Origin of the sequence: Streptomyces sp. NBC_00647, assembly GCF_045207245.1 — a bacterium.
Taxonomy (GTDB): domain Bacteria; phylum Actinomycetota; class Actinomycetes; order Streptomycetales; family Streptomycetaceae; genus Streptomyces.
On record NZ_CP109040.1, the window covers coordinates 2,421,835 to 2,438,374 of the forward strand.

General features: G+C 72.4%; 13 protein-coding genes and 5 tRNA genes. 6 read left to right on the forward strand and 12 right to left on the reverse strand.

Annotated features, from left to right (window positions below; genetic code table 11):
- The first annotated feature begins 97 nt into the window (after positions 1 to 97).
- The 5 genes from OG788_RS10660 (at position 98) to OG788_RS10680 (ending at position 562) form a co-directional block, all read left to right on the forward strand.
- Positions 98 to 170 (forward strand) — tRNA-Gly (locus tag OG788_RS10660).
- Between the two features lie 39 nt (positions 171 to 209).
- A tRNA-Cys gene (locus OG788_RS10665) sits at positions 210 to 283 on the forward strand.
- Position 284: 1 nt separating this feature from the next.
- Positions 285 to 356 (forward strand) — tRNA-Val (locus OG788_RS10670).
- A 19-nt stretch (positions 357 to 375) separates the two neighbouring features.
- Positions 376 to 447: transfer RNA gene (locus OG788_RS10675), tRNA-Val, on the forward strand.
- 40 nt (positions 448 to 487) lie between these two features.
- Positions 488 to 562, forward strand: a tRNA-Val gene (locus OG788_RS10680).
- 117 nt (positions 563 to 679) lie between these two features.
- Here OG788_RS10680 and OG788_RS10685 read toward each other — a convergent pair.
- The 4 genes from OG788_RS10685 to OG788_RS10700 form a co-directional block, all read right to left on the reverse strand.
- Positions 680 to 973, reverse strand: a complete 294-nt coding sequence (locus OG788_RS10685; RefSeq protein WP_266756603.1) for a zf-TFIIB domain-containing protein — start codon at positions 971 to 973, stop codon at positions 680 to 682.
- Positions 974 to 1,047: 74 nt separating this feature from the next.
- The gene (locus tag OG788_RS10690; protein ID WP_406370369.1) at positions 1,048 to 1,992 is read right to left on the reverse strand and encodes an aminoglycoside phosphotransferase family protein; all 945 of its coding nucleotides are present in this window, start codon (positions 1,990 to 1,992) and stop codon (positions 1,048 to 1,050) included.
- Between the two features lie 564 nt (positions 1,993 to 2,556).
- Complete coding sequence (locus tag OG788_RS10695) at positions 2,557 to 2,763, reverse strand: hypothetical protein (RefSeq protein ID WP_351541654.1); 207 nt, start codon at positions 2,761 to 2,763, stop codon at positions 2,557 to 2,559.
- Between the two features lie 241 nt (positions 2,764 to 3,004).
- Positions 3,005 to 3,238: a hypothetical protein gene (locus OG788_RS10700; RefSeq protein ID WP_081223398.1), complete on the reverse strand. Its 234-nt coding sequence runs from the start codon at positions 3,236 to 3,238 to the stop codon at positions 3,005 to 3,007.
- A gap of 196 nt (positions 3,239 to 3,434) precedes the next feature.
- Here OG788_RS10700 and OG788_RS10705 point away from each other — a divergent pair, with 196 nt between their 5' ends.
- On the forward strand, positions 3,435 to 4,751 hold the full coding sequence (locus tag OG788_RS10705; protein ID WP_406370370.1) for a serine/threonine-protein kinase: 1,317 nt from the start codon (positions 3,435 to 3,437) through the stop codon (positions 4,749 to 4,751).
- An 83-nt stretch (positions 4,752 to 4,834) separates the two neighbouring features.
- Here OG788_RS10705 and OG788_RS10710 read toward each other — a convergent pair whose 3' ends face one another.
- From OG788_RS10710 to OG788_RS10745, 8 genes are all read right to left on the reverse strand, one after another.
- Positions 4,835 to 5,653 carry a TrmH family RNA methyltransferase gene (locus tag OG788_RS10710; protein ID WP_385698793.1) on the reverse strand — a complete coding sequence of 273 codons (819 nt, stop codon included), beginning with the start codon at positions 5,651 to 5,653 and terminating at the stop codon, positions 4,835 to 4,837.
- Positions 5,654 to 5,717: 64 nt separating this feature from the next.
- Positions 5,718 to 6,950: a uroporphyrinogen-III C-methyltransferase gene (gene cobA, locus OG788_RS10715; RefSeq protein ID WP_406370373.1), complete on the reverse strand. Its 1,233-nt coding sequence runs from the start codon at positions 6,948 to 6,950 to the stop codon at positions 5,718 to 5,720.
- A 154-nt stretch (positions 6,951 to 7,104) separates the two neighbouring features.
- Positions 7,105 to 10,926, reverse strand: a complete 3,822-nt coding sequence (gene cobT, locus OG788_RS10720; protein WP_406370375.1) for a nicotinate-nucleotide--dimethylbenzimidazole phosphoribosyltransferase — start codon at positions 10,924 to 10,926, stop codon at positions 7,105 to 7,107.
- 345 nt (positions 10,927 to 11,271) lie between these two features.
- Positions 11,272 to 12,483, reverse strand: a complete 1,212-nt coding sequence (gene cbiE / locus OG788_RS10725; protein WP_351541659.1) for a precorrin-6y C5,15-methyltransferase (decarboxylating) subunit CbiE — start codon at positions 12,481 to 12,483, stop codon at positions 11,272 to 11,274.
- Between the two features lie 260 nt (positions 12,484 to 12,743).
- On the reverse strand, positions 12,744 to 13,382 hold the full coding sequence (locus OG788_RS10730) for a GNAT family N-acetyltransferase (RefSeq protein ID WP_406370377.1): 639 nt from the start codon (positions 13,380 to 13,382) through the stop codon (positions 12,744 to 12,746).
- 219 nt (positions 13,383 to 13,601) lie between these two features.
- The gene (locus OG788_RS10735) at positions 13,602 to 14,441 is read right to left on the reverse strand and encodes a MetQ/NlpA family ABC transporter substrate-binding protein (protein ID WP_406370379.1); all 840 of its coding nucleotides are present in this window, start codon (positions 14,439 to 14,441) and stop codon (positions 13,602 to 13,604) included.
- 99 nt (positions 14,442 to 14,540) lie between these two features.
- Positions 14,541 to 15,278: a methionine ABC transporter permease gene (locus OG788_RS10740; RefSeq protein WP_351541662.1), complete on the reverse strand. Its 738-nt coding sequence runs from the start codon at positions 15,276 to 15,278 to the stop codon at positions 14,541 to 14,543.
- On the reverse strand, positions 15,275 to 16,366 hold the full coding sequence (locus OG788_RS10745; RefSeq protein ID WP_351541663.1) for an ATP-binding cassette domain-containing protein: 1,092 nt from the start codon (positions 16,364 to 16,366) through the stop codon (positions 15,275 to 15,277). The genes OG788_RS10740 and OG788_RS10745 overlap by 4 nt, the downstream gene beginning before the upstream one ends.
- Between the last annotated feature and the right edge of the window lie 174 nt (positions 16,367 to 16,540).

Below are 16,540 nucleotides of genomic sequence, written 5' to 3' on the forward strand. Positions count from 1 at the left end.
ACCGCAGCACGCTGCACAAACGCGTTTTTGTGCTGGCCCGGGAATCCGCTAGAGTTCAACTCGTCGCCGGGACGCGCAAGCGCAACGGAAACGACAAGCGGACGTAGCTCAGTTGGTAGAGCGCAACCTTGCCAAGGTTGAGGTCGCCAGTTCGAACCTGGTCGTCCGCTCGCAGGATGAGGGGGATCTTCCCGAACCCCCGCACTCCTGGTGGAGTGGCCGAGAGGCGAGGCAACGGCCTGCAAAGCCGTCTACACGGGTTCAAATCCCGTCTCCACCTCCAAGGACGATTAGCTCAGCGGGAGAGCGCTTCCCTGACACGGAAGAGGTCACTGGTTCAATCCCAGTATCGTCCACTGGTCCGCAAGGATCCCCGCGCGATTAGCTCAGCGGGAGAGCGCTTCCCTGACACGGAAGAGGTCACTGGTTCAATCCCAGTATCGCGCACGCAAGTCCAGCAGCAAGCGTGGCTCCGGCCGCGTGACCTGCGCGATTAGCTCAGCGGGAGAGCGCTTCCCTGACACGGAAGAGGTCACTGGTTCAATCCCAGTATCGCGCACCAGCAAAGCCCCCGGCCGTCTCGTACGGTCGGGGGCTTCGTCGTGCTCCGGCCGCGGCGGGCCGGGTGCCGGGCACGACGAAGGGCCCCCTCCGCCCGGGAGGAGGCCCCTTCGGTCGTTCAGGACGAGAAGAGCATGTGGCCGAAGCTCTTGTGCCGGTGGTGGCCGCCGTGGCCGCCGTAGTGACCACCGCCGTGCTGCGGGGCGCCCCAGGCCGGAGCCGGTGCGGACGGGTAGGCCTGCGGAGCGCCCTGGGGCGGCGGCGCGGGCTGCGACCACTGCGACTCCACGCGGGTCAGCGACTCCAGCTCGCCGTAGTCGAGAAATATCCCGCGGCAGCCGCTGCACTGCTCGATCTGGACGCCATTGCGGTTGTACGTGTGCATCGGCGCATGGCATTTCGGACACTGCATGCTCGGCTCAACTCCTCGCCAGAAGGTACTGCTTCCGCCAGGACAGACTCTGCCCGGCTTCGGTCGGTTGCACCCTACGTCGCGAAACCTTGCGTCAACTCGGGCGGGGCGGAACTCATTCGGTCGCAGGCGTCGACGACCGCCAGCTGCACCTCGTCCAACGGGCGGTCCGCGGCGGCGGACTTGGCGACGGCCAGGGCCGCGGTCTGCACGGTGAGGGCGCGGGCCGCGACGTCCAGGGCGGACCAGGGATCGCCGTCGGCGGGAACGGCCGGGCCGCCCGCGGCCCGGTAGGCGGTCAGGAAGCGGAGCCACTCGTCGGTCGGGAGGAGCCCGCAGGCGTACCAGGCGGCCGGGCGGGCCAGGTCCCAGGTGGGGTCGCCGACGCCCAGGTCGTCGACGTCGATCAGGAGCCAGGGACCGTCCGGCGCGGGATGGCGAACGAGCTGGCCGAGGTGCAGGTCGCCGTGGCACAGGGTCGTCACGTCCGGCATCGGGGCCTCTGCCCGTGCCCAGCCCGGCAGCGCCCCCCAGGCACGCAGGACCGGGGCGGCGGCCGGGTGCGGGCCGGCGGCGCGCAGGCGGGCGATCGCGCGGGCGGCCTTGGCGGGCCCCCGCATGGGCGGCAGGCCGTCCGGGGCGGGGGCCCGGTGCAGGCGGGCCAGGAGGGTCGCGGCCGCCTCCCAGGGGGCCGCGTCGGGGGTGTCGGGGTCGACGGGGCCGCCGTACGGCCAGAGGGTCACCCGGCGTCCGAGGAGACCGGCGGAAGCGGGAGTCAGCGGCGACAGGAGGACGCCGGGGAGGCCCGTGGCCACGGAGAGGCGGAGGGCGAGCGCGGCGGGGTCCGTGTCCGGGGCGTGGGCCTTGGCGACGATGTCGCCGTGGCGCACGACGGTGCCGTCGTCGCGGTCCGCGAGCAGTGCGTCCCCGGCGTCACAGAGGCAGGGTGCGGCCGTCGCCGGGTGGGCCGCGTGGCGCGCCGCGGCGGTGAGTGCGGGCAGCAGGGTGTCTGCGGTCACGGTTCCCCCTGGGGCTGTACGACATCTGCCGGTGAGGGTACGCAGCCAGGGACGCACCCCCGCCGACCGGGCCCGCACCTCTCCGGCACCCCGGCCCGCATCCCCTGCCGCAGCACCGGCACCACCGCTCTCCGGCTCTCGGCACCGGAGCACCCCCGGCACGCCGGCGTCGGCGTCGGCGTCGGCGTCGGCGTCGGCGTCGGCGTCGGCACCACTACCTCCGACACCTCGGCCCGCATCCCCTGCCGCATCCCCTGCCGCAGCACCGGCACCACAGCTCTCCGGCTCTCGGCACCAGAGCACCCCGCCCACCGGCTCTCCGCACCAGAGCACCCCGGCCCACCGGCACCGGCACCGGCACCACAGCCTCCGGCACCCCGGCACAGCACCACTCCGACAATCCGGCTCCCCCGGGCCCCAGGCCCGGCACCAGGCATGAAGAATGCCCGCGCAGCTCCCCAGCTGTGCGGGCATTCTTCGTGCCGTCCGCCGCACCCCCGTCCCCACGGGGTTTCATGGCCGGATGTCCCCGCCCGGACCGCTCTTCCGGGCCTGGGGCGCCGCTCAGCGCCCCAGCATCACGCCCACGGACGACGCCTGTGTGACCACCGCTTCCCAGCCGCCGAAGACGACTACGAGCAGGGCCGCCAGAGGAAGGACCATCGCTGTCGCCACCAAGGGGTGGCGCCGGCCCTGGCGGGTGCCGAACGCGGCGCTGTACGCCCTGCGTCCCTGCGTGCGGAGCGCTGTCCGCGGTGCCGTGTGGGCCATGGTCCCTCTCCTGACCGAGCTTCTGTGGTGTCTGGCAGCGGCGGGTGTCTGACCTCGGGGGACGAGTGCTGCACCCGCCGCTTGACCTCAAATCTAGGGGCGCGGCGGGCGCGGGTCGTCATGCCCTCGTACCGATTGCCGGGCCTCCCGGAGGATGAGCGATGACCTGCGGAGTACTCCCCTGGGTGGAGACGGGGACCTAGGTCTCAGGGTCTTCCCGGAGGGGGCGCCCGATGTGCCCCTACTGTTCCGAACTGTCCTCCCGGGGGACCGGCTGCTCGACGAGCGCCAGCACCCGAGTCGCCATGAAGCGGGCGGTCCGTACCACTGATCCGCTTCGGGTGACTTCGCTCACTTCTACGACACCTCGGCGCACCGCCGTCTCCACCCGGCGACCCGCCCTGCTGGCTACCACCTCGTACGTACGCGTCGTGTCCCCTGCGTCCACGACTATCTCCACGCGGTCACCCTTCACGGGTTCAATCCCCCTTCTGCGATGGATGGTTGGGATCACAGGCAGTCCAAAGAGGCCCTGTTCGCACGCTCCCTGACCACCTTTCAAGTTTCCCACCCGGCACTGACAATCGATCGGGACGAGAGGGCGCGGCCTCTGCGCGCACCCGGCCGCGGAAACGTAAGCTGTGGCTCGTCAAACGGACCGGGCAGCGGGGATGGACATGGCGATGATGCGCCTGAGGCGCGAGGACCCGCGTGTCGTCGGCTCGTTCAGGCTTCACCGACGGCTCGGCGCGGGCGGGATGGGTGTTGTCTACCTGGGCTCCGACCGGCGCGGCCAGCGGGTCGCCCTGAAGGTGATCCGGCCGGACCTGGCGGAGGATCAGGAGTTCCGTTCGCGGTTCGCGCGCGAGGTCTCGGCGGCACGACGGATCAGGGGCGGCTGCACGGCCCGGCTCGTCGCCGCCGACCTGGAGGCGGACCGTCCGTGGTTCGCCACGCAGTACGTGCCCGGCCCCTCCCTGCACGACAAGGTCGCCGAGGAGGGGCCGCTGTCGGCCGCCGACGTGGCCGCCGTCGGTGCCGCCCTCTCCGAGGGTCTGGTCGCGGTGCACGAGGCCGGGGTGGTCCACCGGGACCTGAAGCCGTCCAACATCCTGCTGTCCCCGAAGGGGCCGCGGATCATCGACTTCGGCATCGCGTGGGCGACCGGGGCCAGCACGCTCACCCACGTCGGCACGGCGGTCGGGTCCCCCGGATTCCTGGCGCCCGAGCAGGTGCGCGGCGCCGCCGTCACCCCGGCCACGGACGTCTTCGCGCTCGGGGCCACGCTCGCCTACGCGGCGACCCAGGACTCGCCCTTCGGACAGGGCAGTTCCGAAGTGATGCTCTACCGGGTGGTGCACGAGGAGCCGCACCTGCAGGGGGTTCCGGACGCCCTCGCCCCGCTCGTCCGGGCCTGTCTGGCGAAGGACCCCGAGGAACGGCCGAGCACGCTCCAACTGTCGTTGCGGCTCAAGGAGATCGCGGCCCGCGAGGCCCAGGGCATGGCGGACGTGCGGCCGCCCGCGCCGCGCACGGATCCGGACCGGCCGACGGGACGCCTGGCCGAGCAGTACGTCGAGCAGCGCACCCAGCGGCGTCCGGGGGCCACTCCCCCGCCGCGCACCGGCGGGACGAACGGCGGATCACGCTCGGGATCGCGGCCGGCGCCCGCCCGCAACACCGGCCGTTCCGGGAGCAGGCCCGCGCCCCGCAGCGGCGCCGGACGGCCCGGGCCGCGGACCACCGGAACGGGCAGGCGGCCCGCCAATCCGCGGCTGTTGCGCCAGCGGCTCTTCGTGTTCGTGGTGGTGACGCTGCTGGTCGCGCTCGGTATCGCCGCGGCCCAGGGGTGCCAGGGACCGGCCCGCGGGCTCGACGACGGGGTCCCGCGCAAGGACGTACGCCAGGAGCAGTCGTCCTACGAGCCGCGGCCCACCGGCGCGTCGACGGCCGGGACGGACCGGAGCCAGGTCCACCGGGACGCCTAGGACCCGGTCCGGTCGGTCACACCGCGGACGCGGGACCGGTCACGCACGTCGGTGGCGAGGGCGGCCGAGCCCCCGCGCGGACGTCAGCTCTCCGGGCGGCCCGTCGCCACCGCGTAGAAGGCGACCGCGGCCGCCGCTCCGACGTTCAGGGAGTCGACGCCGTGGGCCATCGGGATGCGGACCCACTCGTCGGCCGCCATCAGGGCCCGGGTGGACAGGCCGTCGCCCTCCGCGCCGAGCATCAGGGCGACGCGGTCCATCCGGTGCGGGGCGGCCTCGTCGAGAGACCTGGCCTTCTCGTCCGGGGTGAGGGCGAGCAGGTTGAACCCGGCGTCGCGCACCGATTCCAGGCTCTTGGGCCAGGCGTCGAGACGGGCGTAGGGGACCGAGAAGACCGCACCCATCGAGACCTTCACGGAACGGCGGTAGAGGGGGTCCGCGCAGTCCGGGGAGAGCAGCACCGCGTCCATGCCGAGGGCGGCGGCGGAGCGGAAGATGGCGCCGATGTTGGTGTGGTCGTTGACCGACTCCATGACGACGACCCGGCGCGCGGACCGCAGCAGCTCGTCCGCCGTCGGCAGCGGCTTGCGCTGCATGGAGGCGAGCGCTCCCCGGTGCACGTGATAGCCGGTGACCTGCTCGGCGAGCTCCGGGCTGACCGCGTAGACGGGGGCCGGGAGTTCGTCGATGACGTCGCGCATGACGTCGACCCACTTGGCGGACAGCAGCATCGAACGCATCTCGTACCCTGCGTCCTTGGCCCGTCTGATGACCTTCTCGCCCTCGGCGATGAACAGGCCCTCGGCGGGTTCGCGCTTGCGGCGCAGTTCCACGTCGGTCAGGCCCGTGTAGTCGCGCAGACGCGGGTCGTCGGGGTTCTCGACGGTGATGAGATCGGCCACAGGGTGATACTGCCTTGTCCTGGGTGCGGTGCCAACGGCTGGGAACGGGTTGGGTTACCCGTGGTTACTCGGGAAGTCCGGAGCCTGCGTTCACGACCTCGCCGATGACGATGACCGCGGGCGGCCTCACATCCTCGGCTCGGACGGTCTCGGCGACGGTGGCCAGGGTGGCGTCGACACGGCGCTGCGCCGCGGTCGTGCCCTCCTGGACGAGGGCGACGGGGGTGTCGGCCGGCTTGCCGTGCGCGACGAGCGTGTCGGCGATCCTGCCGATCTTGTCGACGCCCATGAGGACGACGAGGGTGCCGCGCAGCTTGGCGAGCGCGGGCCAGTCGACGAGGGAGCGCTCGTCGTCGGGCGCGACATGGCCGCTGACCACGGTGAACTCGTGTGCGACACCCCGGTGGGTGACCGGGATGCCCGCGGCGCCCGGCACCGAGATCGAGCTGGAGATGCCGGGCACGATCGTGCAGGCGATGCCTGCCTCGGCGAGCGCCTGGGCCTCCTCCATGCCGCGGCCGAAGACGAACGGGTCGCCGCCCTTCAGCCGGACGACGGACTTGCCCTGCCTGGCGTGCTCGATGAGCGCGTTGTTGATGGCCTCCTGGGCCATGAACCGGCCGTACGGGATCTTCGCCGCGTCGATCACCTCGACGTGCGGCGGGAGTTCGGCGAGCAGGTCTCGGGGACCGAGGCGGTCGGCGATGACCACGTCGGCCTCGGCGAGCAGCCGGCGGCCGCGGACCGTGATCAGGTCGGGGTCGCCCGGACCTCCGCCGACCAGGGCGACGCCGGGGGTACGGGTGCGGTGGTGCGGTGCGACGAGGGTGCCGTCGCGCAGCCCCTCGACCACGGCGTCGCGGATCGCGGCGGTGTGGCGGGGGTCGCGGCCCTTGGAGTTCGTGGTGAGGACGGCGACGGTCACGCCCTCGCTGTGACCGGTGGCCGGGGTCCAGGCCGTCGCGGCGTCGGCGTCGTCCGAGCGGACGCACCAGACGCGGTGGCGCTCGGCCTCCGCCGAGGCGTCGGCATTGGCCCGGGAGTCGCTCGTGGCGATCAGCGCGTACCAGGCGTCGGCGAGGTCGCCCTCCTCGTACGGGCGCCGCGTCCAGGTGATCTCGCCCGCGTCCGCCATCGCCTCGACGGACGGGGTCGCCTGCGGTGACACGAGGTGGATGTCCGCGCCCGCCGCGATGAGCGCGGGCAGCCGGCGCTGGGCCACCTGGCCACCGCCGAGGACGACGACGCGACGGCCGGCGAGGCGGAGGCCTACGGGGTAGGCGGGGTGTTCGGCCATGGAGGTGCGGCTCCTCGTACGGGCAGGCGGTGCGGGCGGGCGCGCTGCGGCTTTGGAGCGGCCCTGACGTGGGGTTTTTCGGTAGGGGTCCAGACTACGGCGGGGCCGAGCGGGCAGCGCGGAACGCTCGCCCGGCCCACCCGGCGCCGTCGGCCTACTTCTCGGTCACCCCGGCCGAGTCGAACGTCGCGACCTCGTGCATCGCCCGTGCCGCGCTCTGGACGATGGGCAGGGCCAGGAGGGCGCCGGTGCCCTCGCCCAGGCGCAGGTCCAGGTCGATCAGGGGGCGCAGGCCCAGCTTGTTCAGGGCGGCCACGTGACCGGGCTCCGCGCTGCGGTGGCCCGCGATGCAGGCGGCCAGGACCTCGGGGGCGATGGCGCGGGCCACCAGTGCGGCGGCGCCGGCGCTGACGCCGTCCAGGATCACCGGCGTGCGCAGGGAGGCGCCGCCGAGGAGGAGGCCGACCATGGCGGCGTGCTCGAGGCCGCCGATCGCCGCGAGGACACCGATCGGGTCGGCCGGGTCCGGCTGGTGGAAGTCGATGGCACGGCGGACGACCTCGGTCTTGCGGGCCAGGGTCTCGTCGTTGATGCCCGTACCACGGCCCGTCACCTCGGCGGGGTCGGCGCCGGTGAAGACCGAGATCAGGGCCGCCGAGGCGGTCGTGTTGGCGATACCCATCTCACCGGTCAGCAGCGCCTTGTTGCCCGCGGCGACCAGGTCGCGGGCCGTCTCGATGCCCACCTCGAGCGCCGCGATCGCCTCTTCGCGGGTCATGGCGGGACCCGTCGTCATGTCGGCGGTGCCCGCGCGGACCTTGCGGGGCAGCAGGCCCGGTGTGGCCGGCAGGTCGGAGGCGACGCCCACGTCGATGACGCAGACCTCGGCGCCCACCTGGTTGGCGAACGCGTTGCAGACCGCGCCGCCGCCCAGGAAGTTGGCCACCATCTGCCCGGTGACCTCCTGCGGCCACGGGGTGACGCCCTGGGCGTGCACGCCGTGGTCGCCCGCGAAGATCGCGACGGCGGCAGGCTCCGGGATCGGCGGCGGGCACATCCGGGACAGGCCCGACAGCTGCGCGGAGATGATCTCCAGCATGCCGAGGGCGCCCGCGGGCTTGGTCATCCGCTTCTGGCGCTCCCACGCCTCGCCCAGCGCCTTGGCGTCCAGGGGGCGGATGTTGGAGACCGTCTCGGCGAGCAGGTCGTGCGGCTCCTCGCCGGGCAGGGCGCGGCGGCCGTACGTCTCCTCGTGCACGACCCACGACAGGGGGCGGCGCTTGGACCAGCCGGCCTGCATGAGCTCGGGCTCGTCGGGGAACTCGTCGACGTATCCGACGCAGAGGTAGGCGACCACGTCGAGGTGCTCGGGCAGGCCCAGCGCGCGGACCATCTCCCGCTCGTCGAAGAAGCTGACCCAGCCGACGCCGAGGCCCTCGGCACGGGCCGCGAGCCACAGGTTCTCGACCGCGAGCGCGGAGGAGTACGGGGCCATCTGCGGCTGGGTGTGGCGGCCGAGGGTGTGGCGGCCGCCCCGGGTCGGGTCGGCGGTGACGACGATGTTGACCGGGGTGTCGAGGATGGCCTCGATCTTCAGTTCCTTGAACTGCTTGGCGCGGCCCTTGGGCAGGGACTTGGCGTAGGCCTCGCGCTGGCGCTGGGCGAGTTCGTGCATGCCGCGCCGGGTGTCGGCGGAGCGGATGACGACGAAGTCCCAGGGCTGGGAGTGGCCGACGGACGGCGCGGTGTGCGCGGCCTCCAGGACGCGCAGCAGCACGTCGTGCGGGATCGGGTCGCTGCGGAAGCCGTTGCGGATGTCACGACGTTCGCGCATCACCCGCAACACGGCCTCGCGCTCGGCGTCGTCGTAGCCGGGGGCCGCCGGACCGGTGGACTCTCGTACGTCTTCCACTACGGCCGTGCTCTCTTCCTGGTCGGCGACCTGGGTGCGCAGGTCCTCCGCTTGCTGTGCGACTACGGGTTCCGGCTCGACCGCGAGTTCCGGTACAGGGGCGGGCTCGGGGGTGACCTCGGGCAGGGCCTCCGCTTCCCGCGGTGCGGGCACGGGCGCCGGAGCGATCGGCTCCGCCTCCGTGACGGAGGTCTCCAGGATCCCTTCGGCGGTCTCCTCGATCCCTTCGACGGTCTCCTCGGTCCCTTCGGTGGTCTCCTCGACCGGGGCGGGCGCCACGACGATCGACGCCTCCGCGGGCTCCTGGGCCGGCGGCTGCTCCTCCTCGAAGGGGAGGGGCGGCACGGTCATGGCGTGCGGCGGGGTCGGGGCCAGGTGCGGCGTGGTCGGCACGGTGCCGTCCACGGGCACGAACCGGCCGACGCCCTGGTCACCCTGGGGCACGAAGGGCGCACCGGGGTGTCCGGGAGCGGCCGCCGCGTCCAGGGCGCCCGGGTGGTGCTGCTCTCCGTGGGAGACCTCCGCGTGCGCGGTCACGCCCACCGGTACGCCGTGCAGGGCCTCGTTGCCGCTGGGCTCGGGGAAGACGACGCCGTTGTGGGCGAAGGCGCCGTTCTCCGAGAGCGCGGTGGCGTCCCCGGAGAGAGCGGATCCGTTCTCGGCGAACGCGGCCCGGTCCGTGAACTGCTGGGCCTGGAAGCCTTCGAGGCCGATGCCCGGCCCGCCGTGCGAGGCTTCCGCCGCCCGCGCGGAGAGTGCCGACAGCGCGGACTCCGGGGCCTCGAAGACGTGCGGGGCGGCGGGGGGCTGCTCGGTCTCCGGCTGAGGCACCGCGTCCGCGAATCGGACTGCCGGTTCCGGCATGTGGACAGCGGGTTCGGCGAACTCCGCGTCCGCGGCCACGGGCTCGGCCGGGTCCGCTGCGTGCGTCTCCTGGTCGGCGATCTGCGGCGGGACCGCCTGAGGGGCCTGCGCGGCGGCGACGTCCTCGGCCGGAGCGAGGTCCTGCGCGGGCGCGACCTGCTCGACGTCCGCGGGGATCTGCACCGGCGTGGCGTCGTGCGCCGACACCTGCGCGTCGCCACCCGTGGGCTCGGCGGATCCGGCCGGCTCGGCAGCTTCGGTGGTGGCCGGCGCGCCGAGGGTGTGCGGGGCGTCCGGGATCTGCGCGACGTCCGCGAACTGCGGGGCGTCGGGGAGCGGGGCGGCCGGCGAGCCGTCCGTCGCGGGCACGGGTTCGGGAGCCTGTTCGTCCGCGGGGTCCTGGAGGTCGAGCGGCGCTTCGTGGGTCTGCGGCATCGGCGCCTGGGCGCCGTCCGGCGTCAGGGCCGCGTCCGGCGTCAGCGCCGTGTCCGGCGTCAGGGCCTGGTCATGGACGAAGGGCGCCGCGACGAACCCCGGCACCTGCTCGGCCTCCGCCGCCTGCGGTTCGGGAACCGGTCCGGCCTCCACGTCCAGGGCGGACGCGGGCAGCGGTCCCGCCTCCGGGACGACCGTTTCTGCAGCCGTCGCCTCGAACCCGACCGGCGGAGTCCCCCACGGCACAGCGCCCTGGGGAGCGGCCTCGCCGAGCTGGGCCACGTCCAGGTACTCGGGACCGGCCGTAGGCGGACCGGCGTGCCGTACGGGAGAGACGGGGGCGGCCATGGGGCCCGGGCGCGCGCCCGCGGGTCCGCGGTCGGCCAGGGAGCGCACGGGGCTGGAGGAGCCGTCCGGCGTGGGCGGGCCGAGGTGCAGCGGGCGACGGGGCGCCACGGGCTGCGGTACGGGCACGGGATTCGGCGCGCGGACGGCGCCGAGGTCGACCGCGCCGCTGTCCCGTCCGGCCGTCTCGTGCGGGCCGGGCTCGTCGGTGAAGGGCATCGGGGCCGGCGGCGGCACCTCGTTGCCCCAGGCGCCCTGGGCACCGGGCGCTCCGGGCATCAGAAGCAGGTCGTCGTCCTCGGCGGGGCTATCGGAGGGGTCGAGGTAGGTGTACGCGCCCGGCGTGGTGACGCCCGGCTGCTCCACCATGCCTGCGTTCTCCGGCAATCCCTCGCCCGGGACCTGGCCGGTGTCGGTCATGCGTACCCCTCGCCCATCGGTTAGTGCTTCCAAGTCCAGCTCGCCCGGAACGGCGCACCGACCGCCCCACAGTGAAGAACGAGCGTGCGTGCCCAGCGGCACGAACGACCGGCCAACAAAGACGACAAAGCCATTAACTGGCATTGTCCCGGTCGTACCGCCCTCGCGACAGGTTGATCCGCGAGCGCCCGCTGTGGACTGCGCCACGTTGCGCGTCCTCCGGTTCTGCCGTACCACACACGCCTCAAAACGGGCGGGTTTTCCGGACATTGGCCCACGAAAGGCCGACCCCCCGGGAGCGGTACAACGATCGGCCAGCCTACCGCGCGCGGTACGACAACAGGATCACGGGGCGCGATCCGGCAAACGGCCGCTGAGCAGGAACGCGACGCTCCGCTCCTTCTCCGTCCAGGCCCTTGTATCGAGTTCGACGGACTGAATGAGGGCGCACTCGACCTCATAGCCGTGCTCGGTCAGATCGCGGCCGATGAGTTCGGCGGCGTCTCGGGTGGCGGCGTGCGTGACGATGCGCTGGGGCCGGCGGTCGGCGACGGCGGAGACGACCGCCGCTCCCCCGCCGCCGACGCGGACGACATCGGGTTCGGGCAGGTCTTCCAGGACGTGCGGGGCGCTGCCGTGCACGATCTGCATCTGGACGCCGAAGCGGCGGGCGGAGTGTTCCGTGCGGGTGCAGGCGCCCGGACTGCGGTCGACGGCGATGACGGCGGCACCGGTGCGGGCGGCCTCGGTGGCGAACGCGCCGCTGCCGGAGCCGATGTCCCAGACGAGGTCGCCGACGCGGGGCCCCAGGCGGGCGAGTTGGGCGGCCCGGAGCAGATCCGTCTCGCCCTCGCCGAGTGCGCCGCCGTACGCCCCGGCGGGCAGCGCCCAGCCGCGCGGTCCGCCGCCGGGCTCCCGGCCGGCGATCCAGCCGCCCCCTTCGGCCGCGGCCACGAAGCCGCCGATCACGATCACGACGTTCGGGTCGCGCCAGGTGTGGTCGGCCGCCTTGTCCGAGGTCAGGATCGTGACCTGTTCGCGGGCGGTGCCGAGCTCCTCGCAGATGACGAAGGTGCGGTGCACTCCTTCGAGCAGCAGCCCGAGTTCGGCGGGTCCGGCGCCGGGTGAGGTGAGGACAGCGACCTTGGTGTGGGCTCGGCATACATTCACCGCGCGTCGCAGGGTGCGGCTATGTGCGACGACCACTTGTGCGTCGTCCCAGGGCATTCCGGCGCGGGCGAAGGCGGAGGCCACCGAGGAGACGGCGGGCACGACTTCGACCTCCAGGCCGAACTCGGGTGCGCGCAGGGCGCGTACGACGCCGAAGAATCCCGGGTCCCCGTCGGCCAGGACGACGGCGGTGCCACGGTGGCCCGCGATCCGGCGGGCGGCGAGGCCGACGCTGCCGAGACGGATGCGTTCGGCGCTCTCCGGCACTTCGGGGAGTGCGAGATGGTGGGCCGCGCCGGCCACCAGCGTGGCGGCAGCGAGAGCCGAGCGCGCCGCGGCGGTCAGCGGCGAGCCGTCCCAGCCGATCACCGTGACCCGGTCGGCCATCGTCGTCAGTCTCCAGAGGGTCTTCGCAGGTCGTCAGGTGCAGCCCGGGCGGGCTCCGTGAGGGTACCTGGTGCGGCAAGGCCGATGCCGGGCCGGGCGGTGTGGCGCGGGAGCGGTCCCGCCCTTCCCGGACCGTGGTCCCGGTCCGTGCCCCGGGGTCCGGTGGGGGAACGCCCGTCCATCCACATGACTCGTCGCGACCGCTCCGGTACGCCGGTGACGGACCGGCGCGCGGAGTGCCGTACGGCTGCCGGGCCGGGTCAGGCCCAGTCGTTGAACGATGTGTATCCGCCGCTGTCGGCGAGGCGCTCGCCCACGCCGTCGAGGTCCTCCGGCAGCAGGCTCCACACGATGAAGTCGGTGCGCACTTCGACCCAGGTGCCGTCCTCGGTCCGGGTGCGCGCTATGCAGGCGTTGCGCAGCACACCCTCACTGATGCAGCCGATCTTCTGGGCGACCTGCTGCGAGGCGGTGTTGTCGGCGGCCGTGCGCAGCTCGATGCGCTCGAACTTCTGCTCGCGGAAGAGCCACCGGGCGGTGGCGAGCGCGGCTTCGGACGCGTAGCCCTCGCCGCGCGCCCAGGGGGCGATGATGTAGGAGAGTTCCGTGGAGCGAACGCGCCAGTTCGTCTTGCCGAGTTGGATGACGCCGACCAGGCGCTGGGTGAGGAACTCCGTGACGGCGAGGTCGAGTCCGCGGCCCTCCGCGCGCTCCGTGGGCGCGTAGTCGTCGACCCAGCCGCGGGCACCGTCCTCCGTGAACGGCTGCGGGATCGACGTCCAGGCCGCGACCATCTCGTCGTTCATCATCTCGGCCAGCGCGGGCACGTCGTCCTGGTGGAGCGCACGCAGGACCAACCGCTCCGTGCTGATGGAGATGTCGGGGAAGGTGCTCGTCATGCGACGCTCCGTAACCGTCGGGGACTTCGGACCTGATATACCGTCGGGTCCGCTGAACTGCCCAGCATGCAGCATGAAACCACTGAACGGCACAACGGGGTCCACTCCGGGTAATGGAGTGGACCCCGTGCGGTGACGAGGGGGGCCGCCGGCCGTGGCCGGCCTCCGGGGCCGAGCCCTCGCCGCCGCCCTCCTCGCTCTTCTTCCCCCGGTCCGCGCCTACTTGAAGGACGGGATGACGGAGCCGGCGTACTTGTCCTCGATGAACTTCTTGACCTCGGGCGACGTGAGGAGCTTCGCGAGCTTCTTCACGCGCGGGTCGTCCTCGTTGCCCTTCTTGACGGCGAGGAAGTTGCCGTACGGGTTGTTCGTCGCCGACTCCAGGACGAGGGCGTCCTCGGCGGGCTTGAGGTCGGCGGCGATGGCGTAGTTGCCGTTGATGACCGCCGCGTCCACGTCGTCCAGGGAGCGCGGGGTCTGAGCCGCCTCGACCTCCTTGAACTTGAGGTTCTTCGGGTTCTTCGAGATGTCCTGCGGGGTCGCCGCGTTACCGGCGTCGTCCTTGAGGGTGATCAGCCCCTTGGACGCGAGCAGCTTCAGGGCACGCGCTTCGTTGACCGCGTCGTTCGGGACCGCGACGGTCGCACCGCTCTTCAGGGCGTCGGTGCTCTTCACCTTGTGGGAGTAGAGGCCGAGCGGCTCCAGGTGCACCGTGACGACGGGCACTATGTGCGTGCCGCGCTTCTGGTTGAAGTCGTCCAGGTACGGCTGGTTCTGGAAGTAGTTGGCGTCCACCGAGCCGTCCTCGGTCGCCGTGTTCGGCACGATGTAGTCCTGGAACTCCTTGACCTCAAGGTCGAGGCCGGCCTTCTTCGCCAGGTGGTCCTTGATGTAGTTGAGGATCTCGGCGTGCGGGACCGGGCTGGCGGCGACGACGAGCGGCCCGCTCGTGTCGGCCGAGGAGGAGGACGAGTCCTTGTCCGAGCCGCAGGCGGAGAGCCCCAGGGTGAGGGCTCCGGCGGCGAGGACGGCGGTGGTGATCTTGGCGGTGTTACGCACGAAAAGTGCCTTTCCTTATGGGTGAAGCTGCCCCGTCATGGGGTGAACGGGGAAGTCTGCGGGGGAAGCACGGGGCCTGCGGCAGGCTCCCGGGAGGGTTCAGGCGACCTTGCCGACGTCCGCGGCGGCGGGCTCCCTGGACTTCAGGAACCGCAGCTTCGGGGCGGCGCCGGAGTGCCCGCCGCGCCGGTGCAGCCCGCGGGCCGCGTAGTCGCCGGCGAACTGGATGAGCGAGATGACGACCGCCAGGATGGCGACCGTGATCCACATCATTCCGGTCTCGAAGCGCTGGTAGCCGTAGCGGATCGCGATGTCGCCGAGACCGCCGGCGCCGACCGTGCCGGCCATCGCCGAGTAGCCGATGAGAGCGACGATCGTGGTGGTCGCGGAGGAGATCAGCGACGGCAGCGACTCGGGTACGAGGACCCTGCGGACGACGGTCCAGGTGTTGCCGCCCATCGACTGCACGGCCTCGACGAGTCCGCCGTCCACTTCGCGGACCGACGTCTCGACCAGCCGCGCGAAGAACGGGATCGCGCCGACGGCGAGCGGCACGATCGCCGCGTCCCGCCCGATGGTCGTTCCCGTGATCGTCCGCGTGAAGCTCATCAGCGCGACCATCAGGATGATGAAGGGCAGCGAGCGGGCGACGTTCACGACCTGCCCGACGACCTTGTTCACGACCACGTTCTGCAGGAGTCCGCCGCGGTCGGTGAGGACCAGCAGGATGCCGAGCGGCAGACCGCCGACGATCGCGATCAGCGTGGACCAGCCGACCATGTAGAGCGTGTCCCAACACGCCTGGGACAGCAGCGGCTGCATCTCCGACCAGGTCACAGGGCACCTTCCTTCACCAGAACGGGCTCCTGGCCCTGGATGTCGATCTGCAGGCCCTGCTCGCGGAGGAAGCCGATCGGCACGACGTTGTCCTCGTAGCGGCCGGGCAGTTCGATGCGCATCCGGCCGACCTGCTTGCCCGCGACGGTGTCCATCGCGGCGCCGAGGATCGAGATGTCGATGTTGTAGGTGCGCGAGAGCTGCGAGATGACGGGCTGGGTCGCCGCCTCTCCGTGGAAGGTGACGTCGATGACGGTGCGGTCGTCGCCGGAGGCGTCGCCGCTGACCGGGAAGAGCGCGGAGGCCAGCTCGGAGCCGGGCGTCGCGAGGAGCTCGCTGACGGTGCCGGACTCGACGATGCGGCCCTGTTCCATCAGCGCGGCCGAGTCGCAGATCGTCTTGACGACGTCCATCTCGTGGGTGATGAGCAGGACGGTGAGGCCCAGCTGGCGGTTCAGGTCGCGCAGCAGCTGGAGGATGGAGCGGGTGGTCTCCGGGTCGAGGGCGCTGGTCGCCTCGTCGGAGAGCAGCACCTTCGGGTCGCCGGCGAGCGCCCGGGCGATGCCGACGCGCTGCTTCTGACCGCCGGAGAGCTGGGCCGGGTAGGACCGGGCCTTGTCGGACAGGCCTACCAGGTCGAGCAGTTCGAGCGCCTTGCGGCTGCGCTCCTTCCCGGAGAAGCCGAGGATCTCGAGCGGCAGCTCGACGTTGTCCTGGACGGTCCGCGAGGACAGCAGGTTGAAGTGCTGGAAGACCATGCCGATCCGGCTGCGCGCCCGGCGCAGTTCCCGGCCCGCACGCGGACCGCGGCCGACGAGGGCGGTGAGGTCCTGGCCGGCGACGGTGACCGTGCCGGAGGTGGGACGCTCCAGGAGGTTGACGCAGCGGATGAGCGAGGACTTGCCGGCGCCGGACTGGCCGATGACGCCGTACACCTCGCCTTCGCGGACATGCAGATCGACGCCGTCGAGGGCGGTCACTTCACGGCCGCGCGAGCGGTAGACCTTGGTGAGGCCCGTTGTCGTGATCACTGGGGTTTCCGTCACTGTCGAGTGCAGGGCGTGGGTGTGCGCCGGGCACGGGTGCATTCGGTCGGGAACGCGGCACGGTTCTCGCGATGGCGATGGAACCGGAAGGAGAACGTGTGCGCGGGGCAGCCCGGTCACGTACGCGGTACGGACACAGGGCGCGGCTATCCCGCTTCGGGGCGCGGGATCAGGCGGTGGTGCGAGGGCCCTCTAGCAGGCGCACATTCGACACAT

What these genes read in the sequence shown, in the direction of transcription:
- cobA (WP_406370373.1), bottom strand. Translation starts at nt 6,950, where the DNA reads ATGGCCGAACACCCCGCCTACCCCGTAGGCCTCCGCCTCGCCGGCCGT.
- OG788_RS10730 (WP_406370377.1), bottom strand. Translation starts at nt 13,382, where the DNA reads ATGACGAGCACCTTCCCCGACATCTCCATCAGCACGGAGCGGTTGGTC.
- cobT (WP_406370375.1), bottom strand. Translation starts at nt 10,926, where the DNA reads ATGACCGACACCGGCCAGGTCCCGGGCGAGGGATTGCCGGAGAACGCA.
- OG788_RS10745 (WP_351541663.1), bottom strand. Translation starts at nt 16,366, where the DNA reads ATGCACCCGTGCCCGGCGCACACCCACGCCCTGCACTCGACAGTGACG.
- OG788_RS10705 (WP_406370370.1), top strand. Translation starts at nt 3,435, where the DNA reads ATGGACATGGCGATGATGCGCCTGAGGCGCGAGGACCCGCGTGTCGTC.
- cbiE (WP_351541659.1), bottom strand. Translation starts at nt 12,483, where the DNA reads ATGGCCGACCGGGTCACGGTGATCGGCTGGGACGGCTCGCCGCTGACC.
- OG788_RS10685 (WP_266756603.1), bottom strand. Translation starts at nt 973, where the DNA reads ATGCAGTGTCCGAAATGCCATGCGCCGATGCACACGTACAACCGCAAT.
- OG788_RS10695 (WP_351541654.1), bottom strand. Translation starts at nt 2,763, where the DNA reads ATGGCCCACACGGCACCGCGGACAGCGCTCCGCACGCAGGGACGCAGG.